Source organism: Streptomyces sp. A1136, from assembly GCF_004795055.1.
GTDB lineage: Bacteria > Actinomycetota > Actinomycetes > Streptomycetales > Streptomycetaceae > Streptomyces.
Genome location: NZ_SSBJ01000037.1, coordinates 1 through 17,441, shown reverse-complemented (window position 1 = coordinate 17,441; position 17,441 = coordinate 1). Strand labels below are relative to the sequence as shown.

Genomic DNA, 17,441 nt, shown 5'->3' with positions numbered 1-17,441 from the left:
ATCACTCGAGGGGCCGGCCCGTCGTCCGGTTCCCTTGATTCGGGAACGGGCAGCAGGCACCGATCGCCGTCCGCTCCCACCGGGTGAATCGACGCGGATCGCGTGAGAGGTCCGCCCGGGAGCGGTTCTGGTCCCTGGTTTTTCTTCCTGTCAGGAGGCAGGCATGAGGTTCAAGTTCGGACGGCGGATCGCCTCGGTCGCGGCAGTCGCGGCGGTGGCCGCGGGGGCGCTGGGGATGTCCACCGGCAACGCGTCGGCGGCCGCGTGGGACTGGCTGAGCACGTCCAACGGTGTGGGCGTCTACAGTCAGCCCCACACGTGGTCCGCCAAGGTGGGTGCCCCGGACCTCTTCCGGGCAGACGGCGACGGGGTCTACGCCTACTGCTGGACCACCGGCGACAACGTGGGCAATGGCAACGTCTGGTACGGCGTCAGCCGGGAGTACTACGGCGGCTCGGGCTGGGCGCCCTACTACTCCGGGTATGTCTACGGCGGCAACACGGACGACAACAACCTGTTCCACACCTACTTCAACAACGGCTCCTGGGGCCACTGCTAGCCAGGCTCCATCAAGTCCGCGCGGGCGCCGGCCTCGGCCGCGCACGGCCGCCTGAGTCGGTGATGGTCACGTACGCCAGTCGCCAGTGCTGTACGGCCTGCGCCTGCCGGCAATCGGCCGCGAGCAACCTGGCCGAGGACATCGTCCCGCGCGACTGCCTCAACGATCCGGTTCCCGGCTCCGCGATTCATCGTCAGGCCCTCCGCAGCCTGCTCGGCCGCCTCATCCAGGTGGCCGAGCAGGCTCGGTACAAAGCCTGGTTCGCCCACGACCCCTCGACGGCCTCCTGGGCATCATGAGCCGCGACCCCGCCGCCTCCACCTCGTATCTCGATCCGGGGCCCGAGGGGAAGAACGACAACCTCCACTACCTGCTCAAGGAGCGGGACTGGGAAATCAGCAACACCACGAACTGGCGCGGCAACATCGAGATGCAGGGCCGTTGCCCGCATCGCCGAGGCCGAGCGAGAAGGCCGGCTCGGCGAGGTCGAAGGGCTGGGAATCAGCCTCGCCGGAGCTGAGGACAAGCTTGCGCAGATCGACCGGCGGCGCTCGCGGGCGATCGACCTGGGCATGCCGAGTCGCGCGGCCGGTCCTGTCCACAGCACCATGCCCGCTCAGCGCCGCACCTGACCGGCGGCCCCTCCAGGAGTCGCCATGACACTGACGCTGCGACGCGGTTCAAGCCATGAGCAGGCGGAGGCCGAGATCTGCCGCGTCGAGTCGGCGAGGTCGCCGTTACGTTCGGCCCACCGGCGGGATTCGAGGTCGTCACCAAGGCTTCGCACTGCCCGCTGCTCGGCCTCCGGCCCGACCCTGGTCCACACCGACGTGGCACGGCGCACGTGATTCTCCGGATACGCCCCCGGTCGGCGCCAGTACGCCTCGAACAGGCCGTCAGAGCAATCCCGCGCAACGGCCACCGGCTCAGCGCGGGCGCCGATCGCGTCCGCCACGACCTTCGCGGCCAGGACGGTGGCCGGTACGTCCAGTGGGAGCCGCGCCCGCAGGACGGCATCGACTACGGCGGCGGCCGGGAGCCGGTTCCCCTCACCGGGGTTCTCCGCGGCCCGCACCACCGCGGGATTGCCGCACACGGCTTCGCGCAGCCGTCCCTGGACGGAGGCGAACCAACGGCGTGCGATGAAGAGACGCTCCTCGTCGTCATCCTCGCGGCTGCCGCAGTCCTCGCCGGCCAAGTGCTGGGCGATCAGCAGGTCGATCTCGTGTTCGGGCATGCCCGCCGTTCCGCCTGGGTTGGTCATGCGGCGTCGCCCCGCCGCGGCCCTCTCCCGCACCATCGGCCATGAACTCTCGCGAGTCCCGCCCCTGCTCTACCGGCGTCTCGCCCTAGGGTGGCGCCGTGAGCGGTCATCAGGGAGTGCGGGACGATGAGGGGGGCGCGGCCAGGCTCCTCGCGCTGTCGGACGGCGTCTTCGCCATTGCCATGACGCTGTTGGCACTGGACATCTCGCTACCCGCCGGCCTGGACCCCCCGGGGTTCGACCGGGCGCTGGAGGAGTTGGTTCCGAACCTATGGGCGTACGCCCTCAGCTTTCTGGTCATCGCCGCGTTCTGGCGGGGCCACCACCAGATCTTCCGGTACACGCGGGAGGTCGACGGGACGGTCATCAGGCTCGCACTGCTGGGCCTGGGACTCATCGCCTTGATGCCCTTCCCCACCACCCTGCTTGCCGAGTACGGCGACCTGCCGCCGCCGGTGGCGATCTATTCCGCCGCCGTGGCGGCCATGGGGGCCACGCAACTCGTGTTGACGGTCGTCCTGTGGAAACGCCCATGGCTGGCCAGTGCCGCGCTGCCCGACCCGGTGGTGCGCAACGACGTGGCCGATCTGGCGTCGACGGTACTGGTCTTCGCCGTCGCCGTGCCGCTCGCCTTCGTCTCCCCGATGGGCGCGAAGCTGTGGTGGGCGGTGCTGATCCCGATCAAGGTGGTGACGGGGGTACGGGGCAAGCGTCTGCGCACGGCCGCCCGGCCACCGGGCGCAGGCGCGTAGTGAGGCCGTCCGGGACCGGTGACGGGGCGGAGGTCCGCCGGGGCCGTCTGTGTGGCGGCGGCCCCGGCGCGGGTGAGGCGGTGGGGTGAGGGGGTCAGGGGCGTCAGGGGCGTCAGGGGCGGTCAGGGGCGGTCAGGATGTCGGTGACCCAGTGTGCGTAGATCACCCGGCCGCACGGGGAGCCGGTGTCCGTGCAGGTCGGGTCCGTGGTGTCCATCCGGTGTTCGGTCAGCGACCAGAGGTATTGCGTACCGCCGCCCTGCACGCTCTGCCCGTGCTCGAAGGACAGGTCTTCGGGGCCGACCGCGTTGGTGATGTTGGCGCCGTAGTCCACCAGACGGCCGCCCGAGACGGTCGCCCGGCGCAGGCTCCCGCTGTGGGTGGTCCAGCTGCGGTTGAAGTAGTACATGCCGTTGTAGCGTGCCGCGCCCTGGGTGAGGTCGCGGGGCAGGTAGAACGCGCCCGTCGCGCCGACCACACCGTTGGTGGACTTCAGGAGGCCGGTGGCGTCGTCGATCGGCAGTGCGCCGACCCGGCCCTTCTCGGGGTGCGCTTCGTCGGAGTCGCAGTATTCGCCCATGACCAGGGCGGGGGCGGTGGTGTCGCTGCGGTCGACGGAGATGTAGGACGCCTTCGGCGCCCCGGTGGCCGCACAGGTCCCCGCGGAGGAGTTGCCCTGGGCGCTGACGAACTTGTACGAGGCCACCTGCGGCATCACGTACCGGTAGGTGTAGCCGTAGTAGACGTTGTTCTGCCGGCCGATCTGGGTGTCGTCCCGGACGTTGCTCTTGAGGCCGTCCAGGGTGGTGTCGTCCACGGACGCGTTCTGGTCCGGGTTGAGGTCGAGGATGGAACGCATGTCGAAGACCCGCAGGCCGCCCAGGGTGTCCGCGACGTAGAGGTAGTACTTGTACCAGGCGATTCCGCCCGCGTGGATGTCGACCGCCTTGTAGGAGACGTGGTCGTAGCTGTTGTAGTACGGCTCCACCAGCAGGACGTGACGGTAGCGCCGGCCGTCGGCGTCGCCCGGGATCGCGGTGTCCGGGTCGAGGAACGACAGCCGTACGCCCTTGCCGCCGACCTTGTCGTACCAGGCGGTGACCAGTGGCTTGCGGGTGCCCCACAGTTCGTCGGCCTGGGCGTCCGAGACACCGGTGATGCCCTGGGGAATCCAGTCCTCGGTGGTGGAGTCGCCGGGATCCCAGCAGAGTTTCCTGGCGGGGGCCAGCACCTTGCCGTCGTCGCCCGAGCCGAACGGGTCCGTGGTGCAGGACGCGCCCGTTCGCGCTACCCGGTTGCCCTGGTCGAGCAGGTCCTGGACGCCCTGCGTGGGCAGGGCCGCTTTCAGGGCGGCCACCTGGCCGCTCAGGTCGGGCCCGGACTTGAGGTTGAAGGAGGACGCGGTCGCCGGGTCTCCGGGCGCCGCCTGGGCGGGGGAACCGAGCATCGGCACCGAGAGGACCGCCGCGACTGCGGCGGCGATCCAACGGGCGTGCGTGTGAGGGGATTTACGGGGTGGCATCGCTGATTCGTCGACCTTCGCTGAGGGGAGGAAGCGAGATCATACGTACGGCGACCGGGTGCGCGTGCGCCGGGGGACGCGTGTGAGTCGCCGGGGCGCGGGTGAGTGGCCGGGGGCCGCCGACCGAGTATGCCGGTGAGCGACGGTCCTACCCCCAATCGTGTACCCCCGGCCCGTGTTGACGGATGGGCACTCTTGACGGTCGAGGCCACCACGCATCGGGCGCGAGCTGGAGTCGGGCACCTCCCGACTCCAGTGGACCCAATCGTTCAGTCCGACCCGCCGGCTCGCCGCCAAGCCGGCGGTGCCCGTTGCCGGCGTGCTCCTCGTCCTGCCCGCGTTCGTGCTCCTGGCCGCCTGGATCCGGCGGGAAACGCCGGACACCTGGTACCCGCTCCAGTGGAACAGTCTCCCCGTCTACCAGGTGATCGGGCCGGCGGCGGTGAGTTACGCCCTCCTCGGCATCGCGGTGGGCACCATGGCCGGCCTGCTGATCGGACGCACGGTGCCCGCCATGGCCGCGGCCGTCGCCGTGGTCGGGACCGTCACAGCGGCCCTCGTCCTGCTCCGCCCCTCGCAATGGGCCGCCGTCGGCGGGCGGTCGCGCGGCGAGGACCGGGACTTCTCCGGTCCCGTCGACCGCACCACGGTCGTCAGCTATCACCCCGAGTCCCACTTTTGGCCGCCGCAACTGGTCGAGCGCGCGATCGTGCCGGCCCTCGCCGCCGCCGCGATCGTCGCGGCCTTCGCACTCCTGCGCCGCAGGCACCGCTGACCGAGCCCGGCCGGGACCCGCGCGCGCTGTTCCAACTCGGCGGAGGCCGCCGAAGACGGGCAGCCGACGACGGGCAGCCGTCCGCGGTGGCGACTACTCCAGCCAGGCGCCGTCACGCATGACGACCCTGCCGCGCAATTCCGGCTCCCCGCGCCAGGCACGCACCACCTTCGCCACCACGCGTACGTACACGAAGGGGGCGTCCTCCGTGCGCGGGTCCCAGCCGAACTTGCGGGCGAACGCGTCCGCCGCGTCCGTGGGCACGTCCTGGTCCGTGAAGCACTGCGCCGTCCCTTCGAGCAGCACCGCATCGGCGGTGTCCGGCAGCGACAGGCGTACACGCGGGTCGTGCCTCAGGTTCCGCACCGTCGCGGACGTCGCCTTCGTGCACACCCACACCGCTTGCCCGTCCCAGGAGAACCACAAGGGGATGTGGTGGGGGCCGTGATCGGGGTGGGCCGTCGCCACCCATGCGTCCCGCTCGGTGGCGAGTCGTCGCAGCGTCGCACGCCTGCGTTCGGCCGTCGAGCGATGAAGGATTCCGGTGTTCGGCATGGTCGCGACGGTAGCCGGCAAGATCGGAAACCGCATGGGGCTACGGCCCTACGCCCCCGGACCGACCCGGCCGCCCACCCGCCCCCCTGCCGGCTCCGAGGCCGGCTCCGAGGCCGGCGCCGACGCGACCGGGCTGGACCAGGGCGTTTGGTATGTCAGAGCCAGCCCTTCTGGGCGGCTTTGATGCCCGCCTCGAAGCGGCTGCTCGCACCCAGTCGTTCCATGATGCAGGACATGTGCCGTCCGACGGTGCGTGAGGAGATGTTGAGGCGTTGCCCGACGCCCTCGTCTGTCAGTCCTGCTCCGAGCAGCCGCAGTATTTCGCGTTCGGTGGCGGTCAGCCTGGTATGCGGGTCCTGCGCATGGGTGGCGCCGAGCGGTACCGCCGTGTTCCAGGCCTGCTCGAACAGGTCGACCAGTGCGGTGAGGATGCCGGGTTCGGTGATGTGGAGGGCGCCTTTGCGCGTGTCGGCCGGGTCGACGGGAACCAGGGCCTGGGCGCGGTCGACGACGACGATGCGTTGGGGGATCGTCGGTGCGGTGCGGACCTCGCTGCCCTGGCTCAGGAGCCAGTGGGCGTAGGCCGTGATGTGGGGCTGGTTGCGACTGGCGTCCTGATACAGCGTGCGCATCTTGATGCCCCGACTGAGGGCCTGGACATCGGCGGGGCGGCTCGCGGCAAGGTCTTCGGGGCGCTGGTTGCCGGGTTGGCTGCTCAGTACCTCGGTGGTGGCGGCGAGGCCCATCTGTTCGAGGCGGTCGTGGATCGCGTCCATGCCGTGCAGGTGTTCCCCGTGGTGGGCACGGTGCTCGGCTCGCTCGGCGACCATGCGCGTGACGGCGGCGCGTGAGGCGGCGAGCCGGGCCTGACGGTCGGCCAGTGCCGCCTCTTGGCCCGCGATGATGTCGGCGAGGCCGATCTCGGGGCTCACCGCGCGCAGCTCACCGGGCCACTCGGCGGAGGCCCGTACGAGGGTCAGGCGGCACAGTTCGTCGAGGTGCGCGTGCACTTCGGCGGGTGTCATGGCGCAGTGCGCGGCGATCCTTTCGACGTCGTAGCAGGGGTGATCCAGCATCACCTGGTAGACGGTGGTGGCGTCAGTGGTCAGCCCCAGCACTTCGAGCATGGATCCCCCCGGATCAGTGGTCGTGTCCCCACACGCCCTGTCCTGTATCCAACCAGCAGCGGACCTGTCGCTCAAGATCCACAAGCCGCTTCTTCTGCTGCGAGATGCCGTGGCGGTGCCATCGGGCGGGCGGCGCTCGACGCCCTCTCGCGAGGCCCCTCTTTGACACGTACACGTCATAATGTCCGGATCCCGACAGTCGGGTTGGCGACATGGGGAAGGCCTTCCGAGGGTGTGGCCGAGCGGCGAAGCTAGTGATCGCCGCCGGGGAAACAGCCCGGGACGGCGACCGGACGGGGCGTCAACCGCGGGGCCCCCGCACGGGACAGACCATCCACACCCATCACACCTGAGGACTCCGCCATGATCCGCATCCGTATCGCACAGTCCACCGCGGCCCTTGCCCTCTCCCTTCCCGCGACCCTCCTCGTTCCCGCCGTCACCTCGACCGCCGCGCCCCAGCCCGCCGAGCAGGGCTCGGGCAGCCCCGGTCGGGCAGCGGCCGCCTCCGACAGTCTCGGCTGGGGAGCACCGACGACCGGCAGCCTCGGCTGGGGATGACCTGTCGATGGACATCGTCTACGCCAGCCTGGTCTTCAGGCATCCGGGCGAAGCCCCCCACGCGCACCAGGCGGCCGAGGCCGCGGACGCCCTGTGGGCGCATGCCCTGCCCGGCGTCGGTCTCCAGCATGTCAGTGCCCACTGTCACTCCGGCCGGGTCGATTTCCTGCTCTACCTCATGAGCCCGGACTCCCCCGGCACGCCCGGCGCCGAGGTCCGCGCCCACGCCCTCATCACCCACGGCCAGCGCATCTCGCCCGTGCTCAACCGGCGCTACCTGCCGCCGGGGCCCCTCACGGAGCAGACGAACCCCGCCGGCTGAAGTTCCAACCCCATCACGCCGGGGGCCCGCCCTACGCCGCGAGCCCTGCTCCGGCTCCGGCTCCGGCTCCGGCTCCGGCAGGACAGCCGCGCACCTCCGCTCCGGACGCTAGGCGCGTCCTCCCCCGTGCAGCGGCGAGGTCTGCCCAGCGCGTCCCGACCCGGCGCCGCACGTCGCCTCCTCGCCGGAGGCCTCACGCTCACGCCCTGCTCCCGCCGCACCGGCCACCCGGCACCCGGCACCCGGCACCCGGCACCCGGCACCCGGCACCACGGCCATTCAACCCGGCCGGGGACGGGCTCCCCCATGTCACGCACCACTACCGGCGTGTCCCGCTTGCCCGGGCACGGAGCTGGCCGGCCGCCGGTGTCCGACCACCACCACGACCACCACCACGACCACTCAGTCTCCCTGGAGTCGATCCGCCATGCCCCAGCACATCCTCCGCCGTCTCGCCCTTCCCGCCACCGCGGCCGCCGCCCTCCCCATGGCCCTTGCCCTCGGCGTTCCCGCCTTCGCGGCCCCGGTCACCGCCGACGGCCCGGCCCACTCGCTGCAGGCTCCGGCCGCGGCGGGTCACACGACCGCGTTCACGCCCACGGTGAAGAACCCGTCCACGGCGACCGCGTCCGAGATGGCCGCGGCTGCGGCCAAGTCGAAGGGAGCGGCCACGGCCCCCCGGGCGGACATGCTCGCCGCGGCCTCCTCGGTCGGTGGGAGCATCACCCGTGGCGAAGTACTCGCCCGGGCCCAGTCCTGGGTCAGCCAGGGCGTCCCGTACAGCCAGACGGCCTATTGGACCGACGCGAACGGCAAGTACCGCCAGGACTGCTCCGGGCTGGTGTCCATGGCCTGGCACCTACAGTCCTCCAGTGCCAACAACTTCGGCGAGACCACCTGGACCCTGCCGAACTTCGCGACGCAGCTGGGCAGCTACGACGACCTCAAGCCCGGTGACATGCTCGACAACGTCTCCAGCCACGTCGTCCTCTTCAAGAGCTGGACAGACGGCAGCCACACCACCGCCAACATCATCGAGGAAGCCCACCCGGGTACCACCGCCCGCAACTCCACCTACAGCCGCAGCACCTTGACCGCGGGCAGCTACAAGCCCTACCGGTACGACAACATCACCGACGACGTCGCCATACGACCGTCGACCGCGGGTGTGTACCGGTCCGCGGGCTCCACGTTCTACATCAGCAACACCAGCGGCGGCCTGGGCGGATACGCCGGCTTCGGCACCGAAGGCGACACGCCGTTGACCGGCGACTGGAACGGCGACGGCAAGGACACCTTCGCCGTCTACCGCCCCAGCGACCAGACCTTCTACCTCACCAACGACAACAACACCGTGGCCGTGGCCCGCAAGCTCGGCAACCCGGACGACATCCCCCTCGTCGGCGACTGGGACGGCAACGGCACCGACACCATCGGCATCTACCGCCCCAGCGACCAAACCTTCTACCTCACCAACGACAACAACACCGTGACCATCACCCGCCGAATGGGCATCGACGGCGACAAGCCGATCACCGGCGACTGGAACGGCGACGGAAAAGACACCATCGGCATCTACCGCCCCGACGACACCACCTTCTACCTCAGCGACTCCAACGCCACCGCCTCAGTGGACCACACGGTCAAGTTCGGCAACCCCGGCGACATCCCCATCAAGGGCGACTGGAACGGCGACGGCACCGACAAGGTCGGCGTCTACCGACCCGCCGAATCCGACTTCTTCGGCGCCGCCAAGGACTCCAACACCCTCATCTACCAAGCCCGCTTCGGCAACCCCGGCGACACCCCCATCACCGGCGCCTGGTAAGGCCTCCGACCCGGTACGGCGCGCGTCCGAGGCCACCGGTGTCGACCACCCGCAGGCCCGGACCCGCGCTGAAAAACGCCCGAGCCGCACAGCCGGCGCCCGGCCACCCCAACGGGGCCGGGCGCCGGTCTACCCCCGCTCTCGCACATCACCCTCTCCCTGAAGGAGTTCCTCCCCATGCGCACCCCCACCTCGACCGTCTCCCGTACGGCTCGTCCGTTCCTCCTGGCCGTTGCTGCCGCTTGCCTCGCGGCAGGCGCCGTCCAGCCCGCCCAGGCCGCGTCGGTATCCACGTGGGACAAGGTGGCCCAGTGCGAAGCGGGCGGGAACTGGAGCATCAACACCGGCAACGGCTACTACGGCGGACTCCAGTTCAGCCTCAGCACGTGGAAGGCATACGGCGGCGGTCAGTACGCCACCTATCCGTACCAGGCCACCAAGCAGCAGCAGATCCTGATAGGTGAGAAGGTCCTCGCCGGCCAGGGCCAGGGTGCCTGGCCGACCTGCGGCCCCAAGGCAGGCCTCGGCTCGGACCACGCCGATCCCTACCCCGCGCCCGCCAAGACCCCGTCGACCGCGGGTGTGTACCGGTCCGCGGGCTCCACGTTCTACATCAGCAACACCAGCGGCGGCCTGGGCGGATACGCCGGCTTCGGCACCGAAGGCGACACGCCGTTGACCGGCGACTGGAACGGCGACGGCAAGGACACCTTCGCCGTCTACCGCCCCAGCGACCAGACCTTCTACCTCACCAACGACAACAACACCGTGGCCGTGGCCCGCAAGCTCGGCAACCCGGACGACATCCCCCTCGTCGGCGACTGGGACGGCAACGGCACCGACACCATCGGCATCTACCGCCCCAGCGACCAAACCTTCTACCTCACCAACGACAACAACACCGTGACCATCACCCGCCGAATGGGCATCGACGGCGACAAGCCGATCACCGGCGACTGGAACGGCGACGGAAAAGACACCATCGGCATCTACCGCCCCGACGACACCACCTTCTACCTCAGCGACTCCAACGCCACCGCCTCAGTGGACCACACGGTCAAGTTCGGCAACCCCGGCGACATCCCCATCAAGGGCGACTGGAACGGCGACGGCACCGACAAGGTCGGCGTCTACCGACCCGCCGAATCCGACTTCTTCGGCGCCGCCAAGGACTCCAACACCCTCATCTACCAAGCCCGCTTCGGCAACCCCGGCGACACCCCCATCACCGGCGCCTGGTAACCGAGGCAACGGGGGCAAGACCGCGGCGCGGCGGAAGCCGGCAAGGACCGCGAGACCCCCTTCAGCCGCTACGTGCGGCTCGATGACGGCGGGGCCGGGCTGCATCAGCCGGCGCCGCCGTCTTCGGTTCAAGCGTCCAACGGGCCCGGCCGGGCATGACGGGCGCGGCTACAGATGGGCCGTTGCTGAGCACCGACCGAAATGGTGGGACGACGTTCCCCGGGGGCCGGTCGGCCGGGGCGTCGAGGCGGCCTGCGCGGCCCTGCCCTGTTCACTCTGCTCGCCACGCTCGGGGCCGGATACCGCACTGTCGGGCATGTTCCCGATGGGCGCTCGCCGGTGCGCTTCACCGCTCCGCGCCGGGGCCGAGGACGGAGACCGTGCGGGGGGGGACGCCTTGACCCCGCTCTGACGGTCGCCGTCGCTGCTCCCCCTGCCCTGTGGCTTTCACACCCTCACCCACGCTGCGCCGAACCGGTCCACCCGCGTCGCGCGCGCTGGCGATGGAGCGCTGGTAGTCCGTCAGCAGCGCGTTCCCGGACGCGCCAGGCCCGTGGCGGGGGACCAGTTGTGAGTCGGGTGGAGCCACGGGAGCGGCCGTCCGTGAGGCGTGCTATTTTTGTGAGCGATCGTTCAACTACGGGGGGATCGGTGGGACGCAAGCAGCTTTGGGACCAGGCGGAGGTACTGGCCTCCGCCATGCGACTGTTCCGCCGGCGTGGCTACCTCGGCGCCTCGGTTCGAGACATCGAGGAGGCGACCGGGCTGCATCCGGGCAGCCTGTACCGGGTCTTCCAGAGCAAGGACGGCCTGTTCTGCGCGGCCCTGGACGCCTACAACGACCAGGTGGTGCAGGGCCGCGTCCGGGCCCACCTGCTGGAAACGCCGGACCCTGTGGCCGGCCTCCGGTCGTTCTTCACCTCGACGTTCGAGACCGGCCGCGATCCCGATCCGGGCTGTCTGCTCACCAACACCGCAGTTGAGTCCTTCACCGTTCCGCAGGCCGCCGACGCGGTTCGCCGAGGGCTGGAGACGATCGAGTCCGGCTTCGCCGAAGCCCTGACGCGAGCCCGCACCCTGGGCCTGCTGTCGGAGGATCTGGACGTCGAAATCTCGGCAGCCCACCTGCTGGCGCTCTATCAGGGCCTGCTGGTACTGGTCCGGGCCGGCGCCCCCCGCACGAAGCTGCACACCATCACCGACGGCGCGATGGCGTCGATCGGCCCCATGAAAGAAGGACCGCGATGAGCGACTCACGACAGCTCTGGGAGAACTACGCCGCATGCTGGTCGGCCGACCCCGGCGAGCGGCTCGCCGCACTCGGCACGGTCGCGGTCGAAGACGTCGCCTACCGGGACCCGGGCACGGAGGTCGGCGCACTGACCGAACTGGCTGCCTACATGGCCGGATTCGCCGGTGCCTTCCCCGGCCACCGCTTCCGCATCGACGAGGTACTCGAACACCACGACCGCTCACTCGCACGGTGGACCCAGCTCGGCGAGCAGGGCGAACCCGTCATGGCGGGCGTGAGCACCGCGCTCCACCGCGACGGCCGACTCGCCGACATCACCGGCTTCTTCCTCCCCTCGTAAGCGGATTCCGACTCGCCGAGCACATCGCCGATCAGCCGGCGCCGCTCGGCGAGGTCGCCGTCCGCCGCTACATCGGCGGCTGGGCACCGCGCGGCCACTGTCTCCGGTTCGCGATGGTGACAACACCTGCCGGCACGTTGCCGCCGCCCCGCGCCTCGGTGTGCCCTTGTCGCTCACGTGGCGCGGAGGGCGGGGCGGTCGGCCGTGTCGTGTGGTCAGGCATGTGCCGCGGTGTCGGTCATCCCGAGGCGTCACGGCCGGGCGCCGTGGCGGTCAGAGCTCGCCCCGCCAGCGGGATGATCAGGACGGAACACAGCGCGACGAGGAGGAAGGCCCAGCGCAGCGAGGTCATTTGAGCCAGACCTCCGATGGCCGGCGGCCCGATGAGGAAACCGAAGTATCCGATCGTGGACACCGCAGCGATGGCTGTATCGGGCGCCGTGTCCTTGCCACCGGTGGCTCCGGCCGCGCTCACGACCTGCGGGTACACCACGGACAGGCCCAGTCCCATGAGCCCGAAGCCCACGACCGTGGCGAGCGGATGGCCGATGAGCACGACCGAGGTGATCCCGACGGTGCCGATGCATCCGCCGTAGATCACCAGGCGACGTGGGCCCACTGCCGCGGCCAGGCGATCGCCGGCGAGCCGGCCTGCCGCCATCGCGCCGGCGAAGGCCGCGTATCCCATGCCTGCGAGTGCGGCTGCGGACAGGTCGTTCTTGAGGTAGACCGCGCTCCAGTCGCTGACCGCCCCTTCCCCGAACAGGACGCAGAAGGCGACCGTTCCTCCGATCAGAGCGGTCTTGGTGGGCCGGACGAGCACGGGGGCGGCATTGTCCCGGTCGGGAGGTGAGGACAGGAGCCGGCTGCCCGCGGCGAGCGTCAGGCAGAGCAGGATCGCGGCGGTGGCCGAGAGGTGCGCCCGGGGGCCGATGCCGGCCGAGGCCACGGCCCCCCCGCCCAGGGAACCGACGAGGCCTCCGATGCTGAACACGCCGTGGAAGGAGGACATGACGGGCCGGTCCAGGGTGCGTTCGACGAGAGAGCCCTGTACGTTCATGGCGACTCCCAGCGCCCCGTTTCCCACGCCCACGACGATCAGGGCGAGGGCCAGCGTCCACCAGTCGGTCGCGTAGGGCGGCAGGGCGATGGACACGGCGAGGACCGCACCGGAGACCCGCAGGACCCAGGCGCCGTCCATCCGCGTCCCCAGCCAGCCCGCGAGCGGCATACCGACCAGGGATCCGACGGTGACCGCCAGCAGCGCCGCACCGAGGGAGCCCTTGCTGATGCCGAGCTCGTGCTGGACATCGGGAATCCGTACCACCCAGGAACCGAAACCGAGCCCCAGCACGAAGAAGAACGCGCTCACGGCCACCCGGACCAGGCCCGGCGGCGATTCCCCGCGGACCGCAGTGCCCGTCTCATGCGACGTGGTCGGCCGTGACATGGGCACCCTCCCCGGTCCGGCTCGGCGGGAACGCGATGGATGTCTTGAGGGACGCCGCAGTCCCGTAACGCTCGAACACGGCACGGACACCGTCTTCGTCATGGAAGCCGACCGTCCCGGTGACCAGAGGCTTCACGTCGACGACACCGCCTTGGAGGTAACCCAGGGCGGTTCGCAGCACGTGCGCCGTGCGCCGCATGGGAAACATCCGGACGTCGAACGGCGCCGCCTGCACTTTGAGACCCTTGGCCAGGATGAGCCAGGTCTTCAGGGTCTGTGGGCGTGCGGTGGCCCCGTAGACGACATAGTCGCCGGCGGGACGCAGCAGCCTCATCGCCATCTCACGCACGTCGTACCCGTGGGCGTCGAGTTCCACATGCGGCAGCGCGTCGAAGACGTAGTCCGCGAAGTGGTCCTGGTGCCGGGCGACGAACGCCTCCAGCGCGTCGGCCTGGTGGGCCGGGTCGAACGTCTCGGTGGCCCCGAGCCGCAGAGCGGCCTCCAGTCGGTCCGGGTTGTGGTCGACGGCCACGACGTGGCCCGCCCCCATACAGCGCGTCAGGATCTGCAAGGCGAGCAGGGCACTGGGGCCGCAGCCCAGCAGAACCACGGTGTCGCCGGGGCGCGGCGGATTGATCAGCAGCGACCGCAGGACGGACGTCAACGGCTCCGCCAAGGTGGCCAGCGCACCGGGTACGTCGGGTGGAACGACCGCCACAGCTGCCTGGGCGGCATCGTAGAAGTTGCGTTCGGTGTGCCAGGTACTCTCGCGCTCTGGTCCGTCGGACGGGAACAGCGGCCGCAAGGCCCTGAACTCGGCGAGCCCGCCGAAGTCCGTCTGTCCCCAGTACGTCAGCCGTTCCCCGACGGTGACGGTCCCGCGTAAGCGCGCTCCGACCTCGACGACCTGCCCGACGTACTCGTGTCCCGGCACCACCGGCCAGGACTCCGGTATGAGGTGCCCCCGGTAGTACGAGATGTCGGTGGAGCAGACCGAGACCGCCTCCGTCCGCAGGACCACCTCATCGGGCCCACAGACCGGATCGGATAATCGCTCCCGGGTGACGACGCCCGGAGCGGACATAACGTATGCGAACATGCCACGCCTCCCCGTGATGAACTCTTGCGTGCCGAAGCCGTGTACCCGCCGCGCGAACCCTCATGTGCGGTTCGAAGCGGTACAAACCGGAATCGGTACAAACCCGCCATCGACCGGCCTGGTGGGTGACTTGGCCAGTCACCCACCGGCTCTCACACCAGCCGGCCAACCTCGGTCGTCGCAGGAGAACAGCACCCACCCTCCGAGAAGGCCGGGTCGTTGCACCACGACCGCCCCCGCGCCCCGGTGGCGGCGCCGCGGCGCGCTGGGCACGGATCACCAGGCCACAGCCCTGCCGGCTTCGAAGCCGGCATCAAAGCCGCACGAAAGGGCACCGTCGCTCCCCGGTCGCCGGCCGTAGCCGCCGGAGATCGCCGTTCTGGATGGTGCTGCCGCGATGTGGAAAGCCCCGTGCCCGCCCTCGCCGCTTCGGATCTGCACGTGGTGGTGTGCTGTGCGATGTGCGCCTTCACCTGTACGCGGTGCTGAGCTGCGCTGTTGCCGGGGAGTCGAACCCCGCGTTGCTCTTCACGCGCCAGGAGGGGACCGGAAGACCGCCGGCCCTCGGTGTGTGCACGCCTCCGGAGCGGCTACCTGCTCCACATCGTCGCAGCTCGCCGGACTGCTCAGTCCAGCAAGTCGACCTCCCAGTTCGTCCGCTGGATCCGCACATCGATCTCCCTGATCTCCCGGGCGAGGGCGTCCGCCCGGCCGCGCAGTTCGGCGACCGGGAGCGCGGAGAGCGTCAGCAACTCGGACCGAAGCTGTCGGCCGTATCCCCGCTCGCCCTTGCCGGCGGCCGCGTCCGCCGCCGCGGTGATCACGGAGTGACGCAACCGCAGAACGTCCCGGCGCGCGAGCGCATCGGTGAGCGTGCCGTCCGTCCCCATCTCCACGGTGACGTTGGTGCGGTTGATCCGCCGGATCAACGATTCCAGGGCGTCCAGCACCCCGCCGGTCTCGGCCAACAGCTGGGCCGCGTCCTCGGCCGGAGTCTCACCCTCCTGGTACCGCGCACTGCTGACGACGCGCGCTCTCAGCTGTTCCACACGGCGCGTCGCGTCCGCGCGTTCCGCCAATGCCTCGGCAAGCTTCACTGTCCCCACCTCCCCCTCCATGAGCTCGCACGAGCATACGAACGGGCACCAGCGGTACGCATTCGGATTTCATCCGCCGGAGCTCCGACGAGCCATCGGAGCGGGGAGAGTACAACCGCCCTGCCGCCGATCCCGCGCTGTCCTCCTCAGGCTGCGGCCGGTGGGGGCGGGGATCCGGTGGTGCGCCGGTATTCGGCGTTGATGCGTTGGGCTTCTTCGAGCTGGTCTTCGAGGATGACGATGCGACAGGCGGCCTCGATGGGGGTTCCCTGGTCGACGAGCTCGCGGGCGCGGGCGGCGATGCGGAGCTGGTAGCGGGAGTAGCGGCGATGGCCGCCCGCGGAGCGCAAGGGAGTGATGAGGCGGTGTTCGCCGATGGCGCGGAGGAAGCCTTGGGTGGTACCGAGCATGTCGGCGGCCCGGCCCATGGTGTAGGCGGGATAGTCGTCGTCATCGAGACGGCCGAACGTGTCGTCTGCTGTCATCGAACCTCTCTGTTGGTTGAACGCGCCGGAGTCGCACACGCTTGAGGGGCCCGGGTGCCGTACCGGCACCCGGGCCCCGAAGGAACTACTCACACCATCTGCCGGCCCTCATGCTGCGCCGGCCCTCTGTTTCCGCACGGCCGGCCTGAGCGCTGCCGGGGGTGCGGGGATCGCGGATGCGTGACCGGAGACCACCTCACTATCGATGTCCTGCGGTACCCGGACTCGGTCCTTCTCGTCCGGGCGATCCTGATGGCGCCTGGCTCCTCCGTTCTTTCCCTCTGGATCAATCACTTCACTTGCCGTACGGGAACTGCGTACTGCTGTAACGCGGGTACTTCCTGTACTACCGGTGTTGCGTACTGCCGGTGGCCTCACACAGCGCCACCCTTTCGGCAGCCAGCCCCGTCGCCCATCCTGCGTCTGCTCTGGCTTGGAACCCCACTGCCGAACCTCCCGGTGCGCGCGCCCGCAGCCCGACGCCTTCACCGAGGTACCACTCATACGACTGCACTGCTGGTACTGCTGGTACTGCCAACTGCGGCACTGCTCACGGCGGCCCCTGATCACCGCGGGCCACCCGGTCCGGTCGTCAGCCCCGTCGCCGTCATACGACTGCTTTGGCTTCGGAACTCCACCACCGCACCGTCCTGCGAACTGCAACTACTGGTACTGCGTGTACTGCTGCCCGGCAGTTCATCTCTGCCGGGCCCTTCTGATCTCGGCTACGAGAGAAACCATAACCGCCGAGGCATCCAATGTCTACTCCGGCCGACATAGATTTCCATCTGTTCGAAAGTGAGGTAGACGCACTCGAACACGGCAGGGCAGGCGGTGACCCGAGCGGGGCCCCACCCCCGTGGGGGCCCCGAAGCCCGGCGGTCAGCTCAGGCGGGTTTCGGCGTAGGCGACCATCGCCTCGCGCTGGTACGCGGCCAGGCCCTCGGCGATCTTGTCGAAGTTCCGGCGGAACTGCGGGTCGTCGACGTACGTCTGGGCCAGCCCCTTGTACGCGGTCGCGTCCGGAGTCCAGAACCGGCACACACTCTGGTAGTGGGCGTCGATCTCCGCCTGTACCGCGGGGTCGGCCACCGGGGTGCCGGCCGCCATGAACTCCGCGATGCGGATCATCTGCGCCGTCACCTCGCGCTGCCACCGCTCCGTGTCCTCGGCGGTGAGCGTCTCGATGGCCTGGCGGGACTGCTCCCAGG

18 protein-coding genes and 1 pseudogene are annotated in these 17,441 nt (G+C 70.0%); 10 read left to right on the top strand and 9 right to left on the bottom strand.

The window, feature by feature from the left end:
• The first annotated feature begins 163 nt into the window (after positions 1-163).
• Both E6R62_RS29210 and E6R62_RS39840 read left to right on the top strand, forming a co-directional pair.
• Positions 164-559, top strand: coding sequence for a hypothetical protein (locus E6R62_RS29210; RefSeq protein WP_136216492.1), 396 nt, complete (start codon positions 164-166; stop codon positions 557-559).
• Between the two features lie 62 nt (positions 560-621).
• Positions 622-858, top strand: coding sequence for a hypothetical protein (locus tag E6R62_RS39840; RefSeq protein WP_168714211.1), 237 nt, complete (start codon positions 622-624; stop codon positions 856-858).
• 381 nt (positions 859-1,239) lie between these two features.
• Here E6R62_RS39840 and E6R62_RS29195 read toward each other — a convergent pair.
• Positions 1,240-1,514 (bottom strand): annotated as a pseudogene (locus tag E6R62_RS29195) (MerR family transcriptional regulator); the annotation flags it as partial.
• Positions 1,515-1,921: 407 nt separating this feature from the next.
• Between E6R62_RS29195 and E6R62_RS29190 the strand changes: the two are divergent.
• Complete coding sequence (locus E6R62_RS29190; RefSeq protein ID WP_276615668.1) at positions 1,922-2,575, top strand: TMEM175 family protein; 654 nt, start codon at positions 1,922-1,924, stop codon at positions 2,573-2,575.
• A gap of 112 nt (positions 2,576-2,687) precedes the next feature.
• Here E6R62_RS29190 and E6R62_RS29185 read toward each other — a convergent pair whose 3' ends face one another.
• Positions 2,688-4,097: a hypothetical protein gene (locus E6R62_RS29185; protein WP_136216490.1), complete on the bottom strand. Its 1,410-nt coding sequence runs from the start codon at positions 4,095-4,097 to the stop codon at positions 2,688-2,690.
• Positions 4,098-4,401: 304 nt separating this feature from the next.
• On the opposite strand from E6R62_RS29185, the gene E6R62_RS29180 reads away from it, so the two are divergent.
• Positions 4,402-4,872, top strand: a complete 471-nt coding sequence (locus E6R62_RS29180) for a hypothetical protein (protein ID WP_136216489.1) — start codon at positions 4,402-4,404, stop codon at positions 4,870-4,872.
• A 93-nt stretch (positions 4,873-4,965) separates the two neighbouring features.
• Here E6R62_RS29180 and E6R62_RS29175 read toward each other — a convergent pair whose 3' ends face one another.
• Complete coding sequence (locus E6R62_RS29175) at positions 4,966-5,427, bottom strand: pyridoxamine 5'-phosphate oxidase family protein (RefSeq protein ID WP_136216488.1); 462 nt, start codon at positions 5,425-5,427, stop codon at positions 4,966-4,968.
• 155 nt (positions 5,428-5,582) lie between these two features.
• On the bottom strand, positions 5,583-6,554 hold the full coding sequence (locus tag E6R62_RS29170) for a helix-turn-helix transcriptional regulator (RefSeq protein ID WP_136216487.1): 972 nt from the start codon (positions 6,552-6,554) through the stop codon (positions 5,583-5,585).
• Positions 6,555-6,917: 363 nt separating this feature from the next.
• On the opposite strand from E6R62_RS29170, the gene E6R62_RS29165 reads away from it, so the two are divergent.
• The 6 genes from E6R62_RS29165 to E6R62_RS29140 all read left to right on the top strand — a co-directional run bounded on the left by E6R62_RS29165 (position 6,918) and on the right by E6R62_RS29140 (position 12,099).
• A complete protein-coding gene (locus E6R62_RS29165; RefSeq protein ID WP_136216486.1) occupies positions 6,918-7,115 on the top strand; it encodes a hypothetical protein in 198 nt (65 codons plus the stop codon).
• A 7-nt stretch (positions 7,116-7,122) separates the two neighbouring features.
• The gene (locus E6R62_RS29160; RefSeq protein ID WP_136216485.1) at positions 7,123-7,437 is read left to right on the top strand and encodes a hypothetical protein; all 315 of its coding nucleotides are present in this window, start codon (positions 7,123-7,125) and stop codon (positions 7,435-7,437) included.
• Between the two features lie 427 nt (positions 7,438-7,864).
• Positions 7,865-9,265 carry a hypothetical protein gene (locus E6R62_RS29155; RefSeq protein WP_136216484.1) on the top strand — a complete coding sequence of 467 codons (1,401 nt, stop codon included), beginning with the start codon at positions 7,865-7,867 and terminating at the stop codon, positions 9,263-9,265.
• Between the two features lie 177 nt (positions 9,266-9,442).
• Positions 9,443-10,507 (top strand): transglycosylase family protein, encoded by a 1,065-nt coding sequence (locus E6R62_RS41895; RefSeq protein ID WP_136216483.1) that lies wholly within the window; start codon positions 9,443-9,445, stop codon positions 10,505-10,507.
• A gap of 651 nt (positions 10,508-11,158) precedes the next feature.
• The gene (locus tag E6R62_RS29145; RefSeq protein ID WP_136216482.1) at positions 11,159-11,755 is read left to right on the top strand and encodes a TetR/AcrR family transcriptional regulator; all 597 of its coding nucleotides are present in this window, start codon (positions 11,159-11,161) and stop codon (positions 11,753-11,755) included.
• Positions 11,752-12,099, top strand: a complete 348-nt coding sequence (locus tag E6R62_RS29140) for a nuclear transport factor 2 family protein (RefSeq protein WP_136216481.1) — start codon at positions 11,752-11,754, stop codon at positions 12,097-12,099. The genes E6R62_RS29145 and E6R62_RS29140 overlap by 4 nt, the downstream gene beginning before the upstream one ends.
• Before the next feature lie 238 nt (positions 12,100-12,337).
• Here the strand turns inward: E6R62_RS29140 and E6R62_RS29135 are convergent, their stop codons facing one another.
• The 5 genes from E6R62_RS29135 to E6R62_RS29115 form a co-directional block, all read right to left on the bottom strand.
• Positions 12,338-13,549, bottom strand: a complete 1,212-nt coding sequence (locus tag E6R62_RS29135; RefSeq protein ID WP_168714210.1) for an MFS transporter — start codon at positions 13,547-13,549, stop codon at positions 12,338-12,340.
• On the bottom strand, positions 13,524-14,648 hold the full coding sequence (locus tag E6R62_RS29130; RefSeq protein ID WP_136216479.1) for a zinc-binding dehydrogenase: 1,125 nt from the start codon (positions 14,646-14,648) through the stop codon (positions 13,524-13,526). Before E6R62_RS29130 ends, E6R62_RS29135 begins: the two co-directional genes overlap by 26 nt.
• A 626-nt stretch (positions 14,649-15,274) precedes the next feature.
• Entirely contained in the window at positions 15,275-15,745 is a 471-nt protein-coding gene (locus tag E6R62_RS29125) for a DIP1984 family protein (RefSeq protein ID WP_136216539.1), read from the bottom strand.
• A gap of 146 nt (positions 15,746-15,891) precedes the next feature.
• Positions 15,892-16,230 carry a MerR family transcriptional regulator gene (locus E6R62_RS29120; protein WP_136216478.1) on the bottom strand — a complete coding sequence of 113 codons (339 nt, stop codon included), beginning with the start codon at positions 16,228-16,230 and terminating at the stop codon, positions 15,892-15,894.
• An 882-nt stretch (positions 16,231-17,112) separates the two neighbouring features.
• Positions 17,113-17,441 (bottom strand): TipAS antibiotic-recognition domain-containing protein (locus tag E6R62_RS29115; RefSeq protein ID WP_206308877.1); only part of this gene is annotated, 329 nt, incomplete at its 5' end.

What these genes read in the sequence shown, in the direction of transcription:
- E6R62_RS29210 (WP_136216492.1), top strand. Translation starts at nt 164, where the DNA reads ATGAGGTTCAAGTTCGGACGGCGGATCGCCTCGGTCGCGGCAGTCGCG.
- E6R62_RS39840 (WP_168714211.1), top strand. Translation starts at nt 622, where the DNA reads ATGGTCACGTACGCCAGTCGCCAGTGCTGTACGGCCTGCGCCTGCCGG.
- E6R62_RS29185 (WP_136216490.1), bottom strand. Translation starts at nt 4,097, where the DNA reads ATGCCACCCCGTAAATCCCCTCACACGCACGCCCGTTGGATCGCCGCC.
- E6R62_RS29175 (WP_136216488.1), bottom strand. Translation starts at nt 5,427, where the DNA reads ATGCCGAACACCGGAATCCTTCATCGCTCGACGGCCGAACGCAGGCGT.
- E6R62_RS29170 (WP_136216487.1), bottom strand. Translation starts at nt 6,554, where the DNA reads ATGCTCGAAGTGCTGGGGCTGACCACTGACGCCACCACCGTCTACCAG.
- E6R62_RS29165 (WP_136216486.1), top strand. Translation starts at nt 6,918, where the DNA reads ATGATCCGCATCCGTATCGCACAGTCCACCGCGGCCCTTGCCCTCTCC.
- E6R62_RS29160 (WP_136216485.1), top strand. Translation starts at nt 7,123, where the DNA reads ATGGACATCGTCTACGCCAGCCTGGTCTTCAGGCATCCGGGCGAAGCC.
- E6R62_RS29155 (WP_136216484.1), top strand. Translation starts at nt 7,865, where the DNA reads ATGCCCCAGCACATCCTCCGCCGTCTCGCCCTTCCCGCCACCGCGGCC.
- E6R62_RS41895 (WP_136216483.1), top strand. Translation starts at nt 9,443, where the DNA reads ATGCGCACCCCCACCTCGACCGTCTCCCGTACGGCTCGTCCGTTCCTC.
- E6R62_RS29140 (WP_136216481.1), top strand. Translation starts at nt 11,752, where the DNA reads ATGAGCGACTCACGACAGCTCTGGGAGAACTACGCCGCATGCTGGTCG.
- E6R62_RS29135 (WP_168714210.1), bottom strand. Translation starts at nt 13,549, where the DNA reads ATGTCACGGCCGACCACGTCGCATGAGACGGGCACTGCGGTCCGCGGG.
- E6R62_RS29130 (WP_136216479.1), bottom strand. Translation starts at nt 14,648, where the DNA reads ATGTTCGCATACGTTATGTCCGCTCCGGGCGTCGTCACCCGGGAGCGA.
- E6R62_RS29120 (WP_136216478.1), bottom strand. Translation starts at nt 16,230, where the DNA reads ATGACAGCAGACGACACGTTCGGCCGTCTCGATGACGACGACTATCCC.